Consider the following 15,629-nt stretch of genomic DNA (forward strand, 5'->3'; position numbering starts at 1 on the left):
ATGAAGTATATCGGTTATATTTGTAACTGTCAAGGGATATATTGATTTTTTTGTCGAAAAGGATTTTTATAAAATCACATAGAAAATATTTACAAATAAAAATATAAGGAAAAAATACGTTATGTCACTTTTAAAGAGTGGATGTTTTTTATTATCCGCTCACTGTTCATTATCCTTGATATTATTGGGATTTGTTCTTTACCACAATTGTTTTTTGGTACATCTCCAAGTTCATCAACATCGCTAGCTATACAACCAACACCTACTTTACAATTTAATTTTAGTAACTATCATAATTTCAAGTTATATTACGAAAGAGAAAGTAGACGCAGTAAAAATCACACCTGTTCCTGCTTATCAATATGTCGATGGTAAAATAACTAGTACTGCCCTAGCACCCCCATCTTTTTCTCATCCCCTCGGTGTAGATAAAGATGGAGATGATGTGTTAATTCGGACTCTTTACGATGCAAAAACACCAATTTTTTATGCAATGATTATTAGCTTTTTCCGTATAATCATTTCACTTATATTCGGTATTCTTCATGCATACTTTTATCGATACGTACGCTTTTTAGATGTTCTATTTGAAACATTCCAATACGTCCCGACTACCTTACTAGCGATATTTTTACTATCACCTGTAGTGTTCGTATCTCCTGATGAAAAACATCTCTGGCTTACTTATATAATTTCGGTTTTAATTTTTATTAGCGTACCCAATTTAGTACAACTTTTCAGTAATGAAATTCGTTTATTACTACAAAATGAATTTGTGACAAGTTCTAAAACATTAGGCGGTGGGTTTTTTCACATTTGTAAATTACATTTAAAACCCTTTCTTACGCCAAAAATCTTCATTTGGATTAACCAACAAATGCTGCAAACTTTAGTATTATTACTGCATTTAGCACTATTTCAAACCATTTCATTTAACATTGCTGGTACACTTGTTTTACTTGGCCGCAATCATCAGTTTTTAAATGTTTTACCTTGGATAGCATTCGGCCCTGTTTTATTTTTCACTATCGTTATATTAGCTGTATATATGATGTTATCTGGAATGCAAAATGCACTAGATAAAGATGTAAATTATATAGATAACTCGCTTTTATTAAGTGTTTTGGCTAAAGAAAAAAACGAAAAAAGAAACCTTCTTTTTTCGTTTAAGCAAAGATTTATGACAAAACATTAACAGCAATACCCAATTGTATATTAATCATCTAAATCGTCTTTATCTTCTTTTTGTTACGCTGCTTCTTTTTGCTGAATAGCTTTTATCTATCGATGTAGTAGACATGATTACAATCCCTATAACGTCTATCCATTAAAACATAATTTAAGATGACTTCAAAACATAACACAACCCTTTATTTTGCCCTCTACTATCGTCATACACTGTTCACAGCCATTACAATCTATAAAAATTAACACTTAGCGCACTTATAAAATTATAGTGCTCCTTTAAATTTTCACGTTAAAACACAAAAAAGCACTTGTTGCCTTTCATAGACAATCAAGTGCTTTAAGTTCATATGTTTTTAAGTAGCATGTATTTGTAAGTTTTGTAGTAACAGTATGACACCTTTTGTATATCACGACAAATACTACGTTAAAACTTACGAGTTTGTTAGTTTTATGTCTATTTCATGTGTTTATATTAATGACTCAGTAAAATGTCATCTCGCCTAAGCTCGTACTTCGTTTTCTGTTCTATCATTGCACATAACACTCTATGATGGTACAACTATCATGGGGTATATGCTTTTTAACAGCCTATTCTTTTTCTGTCCACTTCAAAAATAAGTGCTTTTTCGTTTGCTTGTCTTATGTGCCAGTGTATATTTAACTTTAATAACATCACGAACTTTGTCATTCTCGTGTGTAAAGTATACATTGAGTAGTAAGGTGACTATAATACTTATAAAGTGACTATAACCAATCTCGTTTGTTTACTTATTACTGAAGACTTTTAATCTATACTAGAATATTAATCAACCATATCCACAAAATATTCAGCATCCTGATTAATTTTTCGTATAAATTCCTCCAATGAATCAGCTATTTGGGTCTCAAAAAAATATACAGGAGTTTGTTGAGGAGTATTCAAATCAAGTGTTAAATATACACCCTCGTTTACTTCATAAAAAACCAATTTATCTTCTTCCTCGTATATTCCCTCTAAATCTGGATCAAACTCGTAAATACCTTCTCTCAATGTAATATCTGCTATAGTATCTGGATCCATTATTCTATTTATTGCATCCACATTATTTCCTTTTATAAAACCATAGCCAACTTCTAAGTAAAAATTTCTAAGTTCATTAGGAAATGCAAATCCAAGTCTCTCTTCTGCCACTATAAGTTCATTTTCTTGTAATTTAAAAAACTTATGATGACTATTTTTTATAAAATCAAATGTAGCCATTAAAACTACCTCCTTGGAAATAATTTATTTGATGGTGACCCTTTACCATGAATTCCTGCCTGATGTTCATCAGGAAATTTAGCTGGATGTATATTCCACCATTCATGAGGCCCACCAAAATTATTCTCTATAATATGATGCGCATCATAGGGTTGCCCAATATCCCTTGCTACTCTACCTTTTTTATCATAAACTTCCTCAGTATATCTTGGCCATGTTTGCCCTGTTTTTTCTTCCCATTCACTTATCAATTTGTTTTTCACACTGTTAAATTTATTTCTGTGTTTTAACGTTTCCAATGGCGTCATTTTTTCATACTTATGTTCCCTTAGAGCAGCCTTTAATTGTTCTATTTGGTTTTTATGAAGCTTCAATCCTGTTTTTGACTCTACATCTCTAATATAAACTTTAGCTAATAATCAATTTTAACTGTACCCTATGTTGTAATCTTAAACCCTCACAATAAAAAAGCAAACCATGTAAAACCTTATTAAACTACTTCTTTTTCTTCCACTACCGGCAATTCATAAGCTGTTTTATATTTCATCATGCCATATACAATGTTTACAAGCCTTCTCATACTACATACCAATGCTTGTCCTTTTGTTTTTCCTTCTTTTAATTTCTTTTGGTAGTACGCATGAAACACTGGATTCCGTGGCTTCTTACTTCCTTTTGCTACTTGCACTTGCTGTACAGCTAAATTATAAAATAAAGCGTGTAACGCCCTGTTTCCTTGTTTGCTTTTATGCACCTTACCTTTCCCACCAGAACCAAAGTAAACAGGCGCAATCCCCGCAAATCGTGCTAATTTATTGGTATTTGGAAATCGTCTTATATCTCCTATCTCAGCTATTAATGCTGATGCCGTCACAAGTTCTATTCCCGGCATCGTCTCTAATTGATAATCTAGTAGATTTACTAACTGTTTTAATTCTCTTTCGATGTATTTCATTTCCTTCTTTTTAAACTCAATATCCCGTACAATACTTCTTACTAAAAAGTCTCGTGTTTCTTGATATTCCTTCATTGTATGTCCATCTTCTTTTACAAGTTTTAATATGTCGCTTGCTTTCTTTACTGAACATGTATTGTTGCTAACATCTAATAAAAAAGCTGTTAATCGCTTTATATCCGTCCCCTCCAAACAAGAGGGTGACGGATATTGCTGCCAAAATGCTAATGCTGTTTTCCCATCTACTTCTGAGAAAAACTTTTTATAGCTTGGATAATGATGGTTTAATTGAATATGTAGTTGGTTCTTTAACGCACTTTGTGCTTTTACTAATGCATTCCTTCTTGAAACCAATTGTTGTATCGACCAAAATAAATCGTTTGGATTTACATTTGGTAGTTGCTCAAATTTGTTTACCAATATGCGTGCCACACATTCCGCATCCCAACTATCATTTTTTTGTATCATCACTTGGCTCTTTCGTTCTAAAAATGATAAAGCTGGATTTACTTCTTTCACTACTTGTTCATGATCTACTAAATATTTCGCTAATGCTCTTCCATAACCACCAACATCTTCTAAACCAAATACAACTGATAAACCATCATTCACATATGTCTCTACTTCTAATAAAAACTTCGAAAATGCCGATGGTTTATTATCAAAATGTATTTCTCCTAATTTCTCTTGCCAGCAAGCAATTAATAATAACAGCCGTATGATGCTCCTTATGTAAATCTACTCCTACATACAAATAGTTCTGTCTATTCTGCATAACTCATCCCTCTATTCAATGATTTAGTCATATATAAAAACGTCGGCACCTTAGTTCGAGCGTTCATCTTCCGATGCGCATAGGTACGCAAGCCTATCCATTTTCATAATTTCATAAGTACATATAGTAAAATGAGTGATTTTTTTAAGTACGACTATTATATAATTGCTGGATGTTTCCCATTTGTTTGTATTTGCCCGTATGTATACCCCCCTCGATAAAAGTTCTCTCGGTCTAACATACGTTTCACTTGTACTTTCGTAAACAGCTTTCCTTTCTCTGTACGATAGCCCTCTACATTAAGTCGTTCCGCTAATTGAGCAAGTGACCAATGCCTAAAAAAGTGTCGTAACTCAAATAGCCTACGTACAATCATTGCTTTTTCCGCATCTACTTCTAGTACTTTTTGACCTTTCTTTGCCGTGTAACCAAACATCACACCGCCACCTGCATATCCACCTTGTTCCGCTTTCTTCTTTCTGCCTCTACTTAGCTTCAATGCAATCTCGAGACGTTGATATTGGTCTAATAGCTCTAACATGCCATTTACTAAAAAGTCATTGGGATCATGTGTATATATACTGTAATTCGGTTGTTCAATTGCTTTCACATCAACCTCATGTTTCTTTAGTTCTCGTTGTATTAACACTTTTGCCATATCAGAGCGCCATAACCGAGATGTATTGAGCACAATAACTTTGCTTACTTGATGATACGTCATATCTGACAGTAATTCTTGTAAGCCTTCACGTTCAACTGTTAATCCATCTTCATCTACTGTCGCTCCGCTAATTCCTTTATCTTCGTATATGTGAAGCAGCTGTAGTTTATTTTCAATGCAGTACCGTTCAATTTCTTCTACTTGATACGTTAGGCTGTATCCTTCACGTACTTGTCCTTCTGTTGAAACTCGTACATAGCCAACTACTTTCTCTTCCATATCAAACTCCCTCCCGTTACAGCGATTACAATCCCTGTAACGTTTACCCGTTTTTTGCGGCTAACGTGTGCATAACGTCCATCCGTTAAAACGTACTTTACGATGATTTCAAAAAATAATACAACCCTTTATTTTTTCCTCTACTATCGTCGTACGCTGTACATAGCCATTACAATCTATAAAACAACAATAAAAATTTAACACTTAATGCACTTATAAAATTATAGTGCTCTTTTAAATTTCTACGCTAAAACGCAAAAAAAACACTTGTTGCCTCTAGTTGACAATCAAGTGCTTTAAGTTCATATGTTTTTAAGTAGCATTAATTTTGTAAATTTTATGGCAACAGTATGACACCTTTTATATGTCGTGACAACTACTACGTTAAAATTTACGAGATTGTACGAATTCGTTAGTTTTATGTCCATTCCATGCCTTAATATTCATCATCCAGTAAAATGTCATCTCGCCTAAGCTCGTACTTCGTTTTCTATTCTATCATTGCACATAGTACTCCATGATGGTACAACCATCATGGAGTACTTACTTTCAAACACCATATATTTTTTCTATCCACATCAAAAACAAATTCGTTTTCATTCTCTTTTCTTGTCTACCTACGTATAAAGCTTTAAATATCCTCATATATAAAATAAAAAATATAATAATAATACTTATAACTTCTATTCATCATAAACAATTAATCTTCTTATAATAAAAATGACCTTATTCAGCTTTAAGCTAAACAAGGTCATTTATCTATATTAAAACTCTTCTTCCCATGCTTCTTTTGCATCCAATAACCTTTGTGATAAAAACTCATAAAAATTCTTTGCTGTATTGTAGTCATCAAGTCCACCTTGTCTATCCCATGCTATTACTGGGCACTCATTGTTTTCCATATTACTAGTGTCTAGACAATAAGCATATTCCCCAATATCTTCAATAACTACTAAATTCTCACTCATTCCTAAATCCCTATAACTCTCTGTTTCAATAACAACAGAAGCTATATTAGACTTAGCCACCCCTAAAATATCAACACCAAATAACCCACCAGAGCCATAATTAGTTAAAAACCACTTATAACTTTCTGGCAATTTTAACTGTAGGGTATCTTGAACATAATCAACTTGTTTTTTATCTACTCCACCAGTAAAGTCATCTGATTCCATATTTATCTTAATAAAATTGGTTAATTCCTCTTTATTCATTCAAAATTCCTCCTTTTATAATTCAGCTTTATCTATTTGTTTAGCTCTCCATCTCCAATATTTCGACCTAAAATTTTCATATTGCTTTTTTAACACAGGGTCGTTTCTAAAGCTTCCACCATTCTCCACTAAGCCATGCAATATTTTATAATATTCCTTATGCATACTACCCGTGAGCTCCACCATTGATCCGGGCTCTCTTTGAATTAAATGATGAAGTTCTATAGCAGTCCCATCTTGCCAAATTGGTGCTCTTCCTTTTTTCATCAATTGGAGATTTGTCATACCAGTTTTAGGGTCAATTCTCATATAATCAATATCTAACCTTTGAAAAACCCGTCTGCTAATATCCCTTACTTCTCCATTAACTTTAGTTGTTCCAGTATATTCTACATCCTTATAGTTTTTATATTCTTTACCCGTACCCTATGTTGTAATCTTAAACTCTCACAATAAAAAAACAAACCATGTAAAACCTTATTAAATTACTTCTTTCTCTTGTACTACCGGCAATTCATATGCCGTTTTATGTTTCATCATGCCATATACAATGTTTACAAGCCTTCTCATAATACATACCAATGCTTGTCCTTTTGTTTTTCCCTCTTTAAGTTTCTTTTGATAGTATGCATGAAACACTGGGTTTCTAGGTAACTTACTTCCTTTCGCTACTTGCACTTGCTGTACAGCTAAATTATAAAATAAAGCGTGTAACGCCCTGTTTCCTTGTTTGCTTTTATGTGTCTTACCTTTCCCACCAGAACCAAAGTAAACAGGCGCAATCCCCGCAAATCGTGCTAATTTATTGGCATTTGGAAATCGCCTTACATCCCCAATTTCTGCAATTAATGCTGATGCCGTCACAAGTTCTATTCCCGGCATCGTTTCTAATTGATAATCTAGTAGTTTTACTAGCTGTTTTAATTCTCTCTCGATGTATTTCATTTCTGTCTTTTTAAACTCAATATCCCGTACAATACTTCTTACTAAAAAGTCTCGTGTTTGTTGATATTCCTTCATTGTATGTCCATCTTCTTTTACAAGTTTTAATATTTCGCTTGCTTTCTTTACTGAACATGTATTGTTGCTAACATCTAATAAAAAAGCTGTTAATTGCTTTATATTTGCCCCCTCTAAACAAGAGGATGACGGATATTGCTGCCAAAACGCTAATGCTGTTTTCCCATCTAACTCTGAGAAAAACTTTTTATAGCTTGGATAATGATGATTTAATTGAATATGTAGTTGATTTTTCAAAGCAGCTTGTGCTTTTACTAATGCATTCCTTCTTGAAACCAGTTGTTGTATTGACCATAATAAATCGTTTGGCTTTGCATTTGGTAATTGATTAAATTTGTTTATCAATATGCGTGCCACACATTCCGCATCCCAACTATCATTTTTTTGTATCATCACTTGGCTTTTTCGTTCTAAAAATGATAAAGCTGGATTTACTTCTTTTACTACCTGTTCGTGATCTACTAAATATTTCGCTAATGCTCTTCCATAACCGCCAACATCTTCTAAACCAAATACAACAGTTATCCCATCACACACATATGTCTCTACTTCTAATAAGAACTTCGAAAATGCAGATGGTTTATTCTCAAATTGTATTTCTCCTAGTTTCTCTTGCCAACAATTAATAATAACAGCCGTATGATGCTCTTTATGTAAATCTACTCCTACATACAAATAGTTCTGCCTATTATGCATAACGCATCCCTCTATTCAATTATTTAGTCATATAAAAATGTCGGCAACCTTAGTTCGAGCGTTCATCTTCCGATGCGCATAGGTACGCAAGCCTATCCATTTTTCATAACTCTAGTAGTATGTATAGTAAAATGAGCTAATTTTTTAAGTGGATTTACAAAATAATTGCTGCATGTTTTCCATTTGTTTGTATTTCCCCGTATTTATACATGCCACGATAAAAATTCTCTCTATCTAACATGCGTTTCACTTGTACTTTCGTAAATTGTTTACCTTTCGCTGTGCAGTAGCCTTCTACATTCAATTGTTCTGCCAATTGGGTAAGTGACCAATGTTTAAAAATGTGTCTTAACTCAAATAGTCTACGTACAACTACTGCTTTCCCAGCATCTACTTCTAACACCTTTGGTCCTTTTTTGGCCTTGTAGCCAAAAAGTACGCCACCACCTGCATATCCACCTCGTTCAGCCTTCTTCTTTCTACCTCTACTTAACTTCAACGCAATTTCAAGTCGTTGATATTGGTCTAATAGTTCTAACATGCCATTCACCAAAAAGTCATTTGGATCATGTGTGTAAATACTATAGCTTGATTGTTCAATTGCCTTCACATCTACTTCATGTTTCTTTAGTTCTCGTTGTATTAATACTTTCGCCATATCAGAGCGCCACAATCGTGATGTATTCAACACAACAACATAGCTTACTTGTTTATACGCCATATCCGACAATAGCTCTTGTAGTCCATCACGTTCAACTGTTAATCCCTCTTCATCAACAGTCGCTCCGCTTAATCCTCTATCTTCATACACACGAAGTAGTTCTAAATTATTTTCGTTACAGTAACGTTCAATCTCTTCTACTTGATACGCTAAACTATACCCATCACGTACTTGTCCTTCCGTTGAAACTCGTATGTAACCAACTACTTTCTTTCCCATCATAAATTCCCTCCCGTTACAGTAATTTGAGTCCCTGTAACGTTAACCCGTTTTTTTGCGGATAACGTGTTCGTAACGTAAATCCGTTAAAACGTACTTTACGATGACTTCAAAACATAATACAACCCTTTATTTTTTCTTCTACTCTCGTTATACACTGTACAAAGCCATTACAATCTATAAAAATTTAATACTTCGTGCACTTATAAAATTATAATGTGTCTACCTATTTCTATCCTAAAACGCAAAAAAGCACTTGTTGCCTTTAGTTGACAATCAAGTGCTTTAAGTTCATATATTTTTAAGTAGCGTAAATTTGTAAGTTTTGTAGTAACAGTATGACACCTTTTGTACATCATGACAAATACTATATTAAAACTTACGAGTTTGTACGAGTTCGTTAGTTTAATATACATTCCATGTGTTTATATTTATCGCCCGGTAAAATGTCATCTCGCCTAAGCTCGTACTTTATTTTCTATTCTATCATTGCACATAACACTCTATGATGGTACAACCATCATGGAGTATCTATTTTCAAACACCCTATTATTTTTTCTATCCACTTCACATAAACTTTATTTTTCATTCATCATTATATTTTTCAATCGTGTAATTCACTTAAAAAATCAGTAAATGTATCTGCAATGTAAAATACATTTTCTCTTGCCAGTTCTTCTACTTGTGCTTCTGTTAGACCTTCTTGACGCATTAACATTTCTTTTTCGCCAGCATTCTCATGTTCCCAAAATACCACAACAGGGTTATTTTTGGCATTTTTATAGTCAAAACATATTAAATTTCCTGCTGGGTCAAAAGCAAAAGGAACTAACTCTTTAGGTATAGTAGTGGCATAAGTACGATATACTTTAACAATATATTCGCTACTATCCGTATCATAAGAGAGCAATGTCCCAAACACTCTTGTTACTCCATCCACCTCAAACTTATATGGTAATACCGCTGAACCATTATTAGTAATAGCACACTCTACATAATCACTTGGAAATATAAAATCCATCTGCTTACCCACTTCATATATATATTCTGCTGAAACCGGCTCATCTGGTACTGGCCATGTTAAATCTTTTCTCATCTAATTGCGGCCTCCCCATACGATAAAAAAAGCACTCGTTGCCTTTAGTAAACAATCAAGTGCTTTAAGTTCATATGTTTTTTAAGTAACATAAATTTTGTAGGTCTTAGCTTAATTTTATATTACATCTTTCTATAAAAAACTGCAGTCCAATTGCATCTAACACTTGGGCTACACTTCATATCAGGCATTTTTTCATATAAATGTTCTTAGTATATTATTTTTGTAATTTTAAACTAGCAATTAACTCATCTAAACTATCCGAAATCTCTTCAAACGAACCACGTTCAAAATCCTCTAATTCAACCTTACCACTTACATTATCTAAAACAACTATCAAACCGTTCCCCTCTATACCTATTGGAGTCTTATCAACCTTATTATGATTGTTTTTATACCCTTCTAAATTACTTTCGAAGGAATCCAATTCAATATTTGGTAATACAGGTTCTAGCCTAATATAATGATTACCAATAAATCCATCTAAATCAGCAAACCAATAAGAATTAAAATAATCATCAATTGAAGTGTGCAGTTTAATTTCAAATCTTTCCTCAATCGTCGTTAAATCATCCTTATTATTTTTTTCAATAGGTTTCCATGAAATTTCTTCTTCATCATCCATTTCACCCTGATATATAAATGAATCAACTTCTTCGTTATATGACGTTTTAAATAAAAAATCTAACCCTTTATCAAAATATTCTTTTCTTAAATTAAAATATTTGCTCATAGCATCCTTCATTACCAAAATAATCACCCTTACTTTTCTAAGAATTTTTCTAATAGTTCAGCATATTTTTGGTCATTTCCCCAAACTCCTGCGCTTTTCTCAGCATTATGAATCCCTCCTAAACCTGGATGTAGCTTTGAGGGTACAGCCACAGCTTGACCTCCACCACCAATGTGATGATGTATTAAAGTGTCATTATATAATTCTTTTAAATCATATTGGGGAAAATGTTTTCTAAACGTTGGATTGTTTATAGGTGCGAATCCTAATTCTATTTTTTGTCTATTTGACCTATTAAACGCTTCTGGGTACTTCTCTAACATCTCTTTCCAATAAAAATCTTTATCGCGTAACCAGCCCTCTGCATTGGTGTTTTTTTCACCTTTACCAACATAGGGCATCTCAACAGTTAACCGAGGATCCGCAGTATATTTAGCCTCTAGCTTACCTAAATCAGCACCACGATATGTTCTAATAGGATCATTAATATCACCTATCTTCTTAACCGTTTCACCCGTACCCTTAACACCCCTATTTGTCATATACTGATAAGCATCTTTCAGAGAATGCTGTCCCGTTTCTCGGACCATTCCTACTCCAGGCATGACGTAGGCTTTTCCCACACCCGGAATCCATTTGTACTCCAGTAATATTTTTACTGCGTGCTGGATTTGTTGATTTCCTTGTAGGAAGGTTGTTTTTACGGTTGTGGCACCTTTGTTCCATAAGCTTCCGATTTTGTCGGCAAAGCTTTTTGCTGTGGAGGCTACGAAGTTTACACCCTCTTTTACTTTGTGGGTGGCTGTTTTTATGCCATCGGCAGCTGCTTTTCCAGCTTTTCCAGCCACCATTGTTATGCCTTCGCCTAGTCCTTTTCCTGCTTTTACAATTGTCTTCCCGAAGCTAGAGGCGACATACTTTATTCCTTTTCCAGCAAGACTCGCGACTTTTCCAACAGGAACAAAGTTTAGGAGTGTCCATCCTGCAGCGATGAGTCTTTCTTTTGTTGATAATTCTTTTCCTGTAATTGGGTCTTTACCGGTAACTGCACGAATTGCATCATTCACTCCGATGAATTCAGCTGCTCCTTCTATTCCTTTTTCCCACCACGATTTTTCATGTTTCTTTTCTTTTTTATGGGTTTCTTTCAATTTTTCATTTTGTTTCTTTTGATATTCTTCATCTGCTTGACGAAACTTTTGAGCGATACGCCATAATTCTTTTTCTGTAACTTGTAAGTTACGTATGTAAGATTCCATGAGTCTCATTGATCTCATATATTCCCCATAAAAATGCTGACTCGTTGCTCCTTGCCATTGCATTTGAATACTAAACATAGATTGATTGAGATTCTGTTGTATATTCTGGCTGTGTGTTTGCATCTCTGATATGTTTTTGGCAATTTGTTCGAGTTGTTCAGGTTTGACCTTAATTTCCAAACCTTCTCCCACCTTCCTCTATTTTATACCAAAAATGAATAGAACTGCATCAAATTTTACTTATCCCCTTTAGAAAAAACATCAAAAATACTATTATCACAAATCGCTTCAATTTCTTCCTTTACAAATAATTTTTGAAATTTTGTTCCTGGGTTTAATATGACATTTGCCTCTAAATCTATCGTTTTCAATAATTCAACTGCATTCATAGAGACATATGGGCATTCTTCTGGAATAACCATTTCTAAATGCTTTAAATCAGAATACAGTGGTAACATTAACCCTTCTTCCATTTCAAAATAATGAATTTGCAATTGTGTATTATCAGTTGAAATCAAATTTCCTTCTTCATCTACATTTGTATCTCCCTCGACAGAAGCAACAACGTATAAATTTGATTTCTGTAACATCTCATAAAAACGAACTCTTTTTTCTTCGTTCTGTAAAGCTTCCACTAACGCCTCATCTAATGGACTAATTTCTAGTAAACTCATTGAACTTCACTCCTTATGTGAAATAATTTCGCCATCTTACGCAAAGTAAGATGGCGAATGTTAAATCTAATTATTTTTTAACGTTCATTGCTTTAATATCTTCTACATTCTTATTTGCCTCTTTAGTTAATTCCCCCTTAATAGCGTTTGCATATTTTTCACGAGTTAAAAATTCAAAACATTTATATGCATTATTTGTATCATTTGAAGACATGTATCCTGCACCTTTATTAAACATTTTTACAGCTACCGTATTCATCCATTCTTTTTCATCTGCTTCGGTATATCCTAATTTCATAGCTAGTTCCATAGAATGATAAGTCAATTCGATTGCTGAAGCTAAATCTTCAATTGTATCTTTATTCCCGCTTACATTTGCAGCTGCAAATGTACTCAAATATTCAATTTCCGCTTTTATCGCATCTTTAATTCCTAATTCTTCAATTCCTGGTGTTTTATACAAAATTTGATAGTTGTTTAATGCAGCCTTATATTGAGTTTTGTCTAACTGTTTTATTTCTTTGATTACACGACTAGTAACATTAGAGAATCCTTTTTTCTCAATAACACCACGAGAAGCTGCTTGACCATAATAATGTAAAGCATTATAAAGGCTCGTTTGTCCTTCTTTATTCGCTTCTTCATCTGCTAATTGTACAAGTTGAATTCCCTCCATTTTTCTTGATGCATTATCAATCATATTCATACCGCTAATTTGGCCAATCGTTTTATCAATATCTTTTAACTGTGCAAGTAATGTGTATGATGGTAATACTGTTTTACCTACTTCACTTTGCCATCCTGTCGTTCCATTCATTTTATTCCATTCATTTTCTGTATCTGTCCATAATTTATTCGCATAATTAACCATTTCTTCTCTTGAACGTTCCAATGGGTGCTTTGTACGAATTGCATTTGCAATATTTAATACCGCTGTATAATATTCGCCTTTATTTGCAGCTTCGTTTGCTTTTTTTTCAAACATTAGCGGCATTAATAACTTATGAGATTCGTCTTGAACAGATTTTTCTACCCTTGCCGTATTTGCTAATAAATTTGCTTTCTTTATAGCATCTTCCACTGTAAAATTAGGATCTTTTATTTGTCCACGAAGTCCCTCTACTACTACACTAAATTTCTGTTCTATTGTATTTTTTTGTTGACCCGTTGCCTTATCAATCCATTCATTTACTAATAGTAAAGCATTTTCATAATGTGGATTCTCTGGATTTAAATATACATCAATTTGAGCAATTGCTTCTTCAACCGGGTCAGATTTCACTTTTTCTTTTTGATTACTTGAATCTACATTATTTGTTTTATCGTTATTTGTGGCACCTTCAGTTATTGAATCTTTTAGATTTTTCTCGCTTGATGTAGCTGTTGCCTCATTTTCACTTACATTTTCTTCTTTAACTACTTTTCCTTCATTATTGCTAGTAACTTCTTTCACTGCTTTTCCTTCATTACTACTAGTATCTTCTTTCACTGGGCTTGCATTTTCTTTTGTTTCAGTTGTAGACATCACTACTGATGTTTGGATATTAAGGTTCTTTATTTCTTCTTCTAATAGCTGGTTGAAAATATCTTCTACATCTTGATTCGCTTTTTCTACTAATTTAGGATCTACACTTTCAAATACAGACGTGACTAAATAAAATTTACTTAATGCTTGTTCTAAAGATGCTACATCCCCTGTATTTGACCACTTTTCTTTTTCTTCTGTTGCTGCTTCATAAACATTTTTTGCTACTAATTCAATACATTTTTTCTTATTTTCAGTTAAATATTTTTGTAACTCTTCTTCCTTGTGAACCGATCCATTTAGCACATTGATTTGATTACGTAAATAGAATAACGCTCTCTCATTTGAATATTCACCACTTGTAAGAATTTGTTCTAAATTATCTATTGCTAACTTACGTTCTGCTACTGATTTTGATTCTGATGTTGTATTCAATTGGCTAACAAGCGTCCAGTCTTTTTTTTGGCTCTGATCGTTAGTTAGATTATTTAATACATATTGGTTCGGTTCATTTTGATTCGTATAAAAATCATTAAAGAAAACAGATGAGTAGTATTGTCCATTCCCAGCGTACCACTCAACTAAAGTATCACCCGTTTTTGGTGATACTGTAATTGTTGGGTATGTTGGTTCTGGATCTGGCTTTGTATCTGGTTTTGTATCTGGTTTTGTATCTGGTTTTGTATCTGGTTTTGTATCTGGCTTTGTATCTGGTTTTGTATCTGGTTTTGTATCTGGTTTTGTATCCGGTTTTGTATCTGGTTTTGTATCTGGCGTTGCGTCTGGTTTTGTATCTGGCGTTGTGTCTGGTTTTGTATCTGGTTTTGTATCTGGCGTTGTGTCTGGTTTTGTATCCGGTTTTGTATCTGGTTTTATACCTGTATCTGGCTTTTGCCCATCTCCTTCTTGCCCATTAAGTTGCTGTTTATTATCATTCACCTTACCCGGTTCTGCCACAGGTCCTACCATATTTGTTGGCAACTCTGGCTTTTGTGGCATTGGTGCGTCTGACAATTTAATCTGTGGATCTTTCTTTTCCACCAACACATCATCTGGCTTATACGTCATTGGTGTAATTGGTGATTTATTATTTCCGATTAGGTCTGCTAAATTAACAGTTGGTTTTTCGCCAGGTTTTTCATCTTTTTTTGCAGGATCACCAACTAAATTTGGGAACATAGACTGTAAGTTGCTTCCTGTAATACGATCATCTTTTTTCTCTTCTGTATTACTTGCTAGTTTTACAGTTTCTCTTCCCGCTGTGCTAAAGCCTTTGTCATACACAAGATATCCTGACGTTCCAAATAAAGCTACCGACATTACTGATATAGCAACTTTTTTCCCTAGGTTATTATTGTTTTCCTCCATGCCTTT

General features: G+C 33.7%; 13 protein-coding genes and 2 pseudogenes. 1 reads left to right on the forward strand and 14 read right to left on the reverse strand.

Annotation, left to right across the window (positions count from 1 at the left end; translation table 11 throughout):
• Positions 1–445: 445 nt before the first annotated feature.
• The gene (locus MHH66_RS15565) at positions 446–1,195 is read left to right on the forward strand and encodes an ABC transporter permease subunit (RefSeq protein WP_234803747.1); all 750 of its coding nucleotides are present in this window, start codon (positions 446–448) and stop codon (positions 1,193–1,195) included.
• Between the two features lie 795 nt (positions 1,196–1,990).
• Here MHH66_RS15565 and MHH66_RS15570 read toward each other — a convergent pair.
• From MHH66_RS15570 to MHH66_RS15635, 14 genes and pseudogenes are all read right to left on the reverse strand, one after another.
• Complete coding sequence (locus MHH66_RS15570) at positions 1,991–2,428, reverse strand: SMI1/KNR4 family protein (protein WP_063219629.1); 438 nt, start codon at positions 2,426–2,428, stop codon at positions 1,991–1,993.
• A 5-nt stretch (positions 2,429–2,433) separates the two neighbouring features.
• Positions 2,434–2,844 (reverse strand): annotated as a pseudogene (locus tag MHH66_RS15575) (hypothetical protein); the annotation flags it as partial.
• Positions 2,845–2,918: 74 nt separating this feature from the next.
• Positions 2,919–4,158: pseudogene (locus MHH66_RS15580) on the reverse strand (IS110 family transposase).
• A gap of 157 nt (positions 4,159–4,315) precedes the next feature.
• Complete coding sequence (locus tag MHH66_RS15585; RefSeq protein WP_078185400.1) at positions 4,316–5,098, reverse strand: recombinase family protein; 783 nt, start codon at positions 5,096–5,098, stop codon at positions 4,316–4,318.
• Positions 5,099–5,862: 764 nt separating this feature from the next.
• A complete protein-coding gene (locus MHH66_RS15590) occupies positions 5,863–6,312 on the reverse strand; it encodes an SMI1/KNR4 family protein (RefSeq protein WP_001030887.1) in 450 nt (149 codons plus the stop codon).
• 15 nt (positions 6,313–6,327) lie between these two features.
• Positions 6,328–6,621, reverse strand: coding sequence for an HNH/ENDO VII family nuclease (locus MHH66_RS15595; protein ID WP_078185401.1), 294 nt, complete (start codon positions 6,619–6,621; stop codon positions 6,328–6,330).
• A gap of 171 nt (positions 6,622–6,792) precedes the next feature.
• Positions 6,793–8,028 carry an IS110 family transposase gene (locus tag MHH66_RS15600; RefSeq protein WP_063219632.1) on the reverse strand — a complete coding sequence of 412 codons (1,236 nt, stop codon included), beginning with the start codon at positions 8,026–8,028 and terminating at the stop codon, positions 6,793–6,795.
• A 154-nt stretch (positions 8,029–8,182) separates the two neighbouring features.
• On the reverse strand, positions 8,183–8,968 hold the full coding sequence (locus tag MHH66_RS15605) for a recombinase family protein (RefSeq protein WP_063219633.1): 786 nt from the start codon (positions 8,966–8,968) through the stop codon (positions 8,183–8,185).
• Positions 8,969–9,171: 203 nt separating this feature from the next.
• Positions 9,172–9,378: a hypothetical protein gene (locus tag MHH66_RS15610; RefSeq protein WP_078185409.1), complete on the reverse strand. Its 207-nt coding sequence runs from the start codon at positions 9,376–9,378 to the stop codon at positions 9,172–9,174.
• Positions 9,379–9,572: 194 nt separating this feature from the next.
• Positions 9,573–10,064 carry an SMI1/KNR4 family protein gene (locus MHH66_RS15615; RefSeq protein WP_002137245.1) on the reverse strand — a complete coding sequence of 164 codons (492 nt, stop codon included), beginning with the start codon at positions 10,062–10,064 and terminating at the stop codon, positions 9,573–9,575.
• 217 nt (positions 10,065–10,281) lie between these two features.
• Positions 10,282–10,797 (reverse strand): SecY-interacting protein Syd, encoded by a 516-nt coding sequence (locus MHH66_RS15620; protein ID WP_002137246.1) that lies wholly within the window; start codon positions 10,795–10,797, stop codon positions 10,282–10,284.
• Between the two features lie 29 nt (positions 10,798–10,826).
• The gene (locus MHH66_RS15625) at positions 10,827–12,236 is read right to left on the reverse strand and encodes a WXG100 family type VII secretion target (protein ID WP_078185402.1); all 1,410 of its coding nucleotides are present in this window, start codon (positions 12,234–12,236) and stop codon (positions 10,827–10,829) included.
• A gap of 56 nt (positions 12,237–12,292) precedes the next feature.
• Positions 12,293–12,730: an SseB family protein gene (locus MHH66_RS15630; RefSeq protein ID WP_063219634.1), complete on the reverse strand. Its 438-nt coding sequence runs from the start codon at positions 12,728–12,730 to the stop codon at positions 12,293–12,295.
• A 70-nt stretch (positions 12,731–12,800) separates the two neighbouring features.
• The gene (locus tag MHH66_RS15635) at positions 12,801–15,623 is read right to left on the reverse strand and encodes a hypothetical protein (protein WP_078185403.1); all 2,823 of its coding nucleotides are present in this window, start codon (positions 15,621–15,623) and stop codon (positions 12,801–12,803) included.
• Positions 15,624–15,629: the final 6 nt, after the last annotated feature.

The organism is Bacillus sp. FSL H8-0492 (assembly GCF_038006145.1).
Classification (GTDB): Bacteria; Bacillota; Bacilli; order Bacillales; family Bacillaceae_G; genus Bacillus_A; species Bacillus_A mycoides.

Excerpts from the sequence above, each read along its gene's own strand:
- MHH66_RS15570 (WP_063219629.1), bottom strand. The coding sequence starts at position 2,428 with ATGGCTACATTTGATTTTATAAAAAATAGTCATCATAAGTTTTTTAAA.
- MHH66_RS15585 (WP_078185400.1), bottom strand. The coding sequence starts at position 5,098 with ATGGAAGAGAAAGTAGTTGGCTATGTACGAGTTTCAACAGAAGGACAA.
- MHH66_RS15590 (WP_001030887.1), bottom strand. The coding sequence starts at position 6,312 with ATGAATAAAGAGGAATTAACCAATTTTATTAAGATAAATATGGAATCA.
- MHH66_RS15595 (WP_078185401.1), bottom strand. The coding sequence starts at position 6,621 with ATGAGAATTGACCCTAAAACTGGTATGACAAATCTCCAATTGATGAAA.
- MHH66_RS15600 (WP_063219632.1), bottom strand. The coding sequence starts at position 8,028 with ATGCATAATAGGCAGAACTATTTGTATGTAGGAGTAGATTTACATAAA.
- MHH66_RS15605 (WP_063219633.1), bottom strand. The coding sequence starts at position 8,968 with ATGGGAAAGAAAGTAGTTGGTTACATACGAGTTTCAACGGAAGGACAA.
- MHH66_RS15615 (WP_002137245.1), bottom strand. The coding sequence starts at position 10,064 with ATGAGAAAAGATTTAACATGGCCAGTACCAGATGAGCCGGTTTCAGCA.
- MHH66_RS15620 (WP_002137246.1), bottom strand. The coding sequence starts at position 10,797 with ATGAGCAAATATTTTAATTTAAGAAAAGAATATTTTGATAAAGGGTTA.
- MHH66_RS15630 (WP_063219634.1), bottom strand. The coding sequence starts at position 12,730 with ATGAGTTTACTAGAAATTAGTCCATTAGATGAGGCGTTAGTGGAAGCT.
- MHH66_RS15635 (WP_078185403.1), bottom strand. The coding sequence starts at position 15,623 with ATGGAGGAAAACAATAATAACCTAGGGAAAAAAGTTGCTATATCAGTA.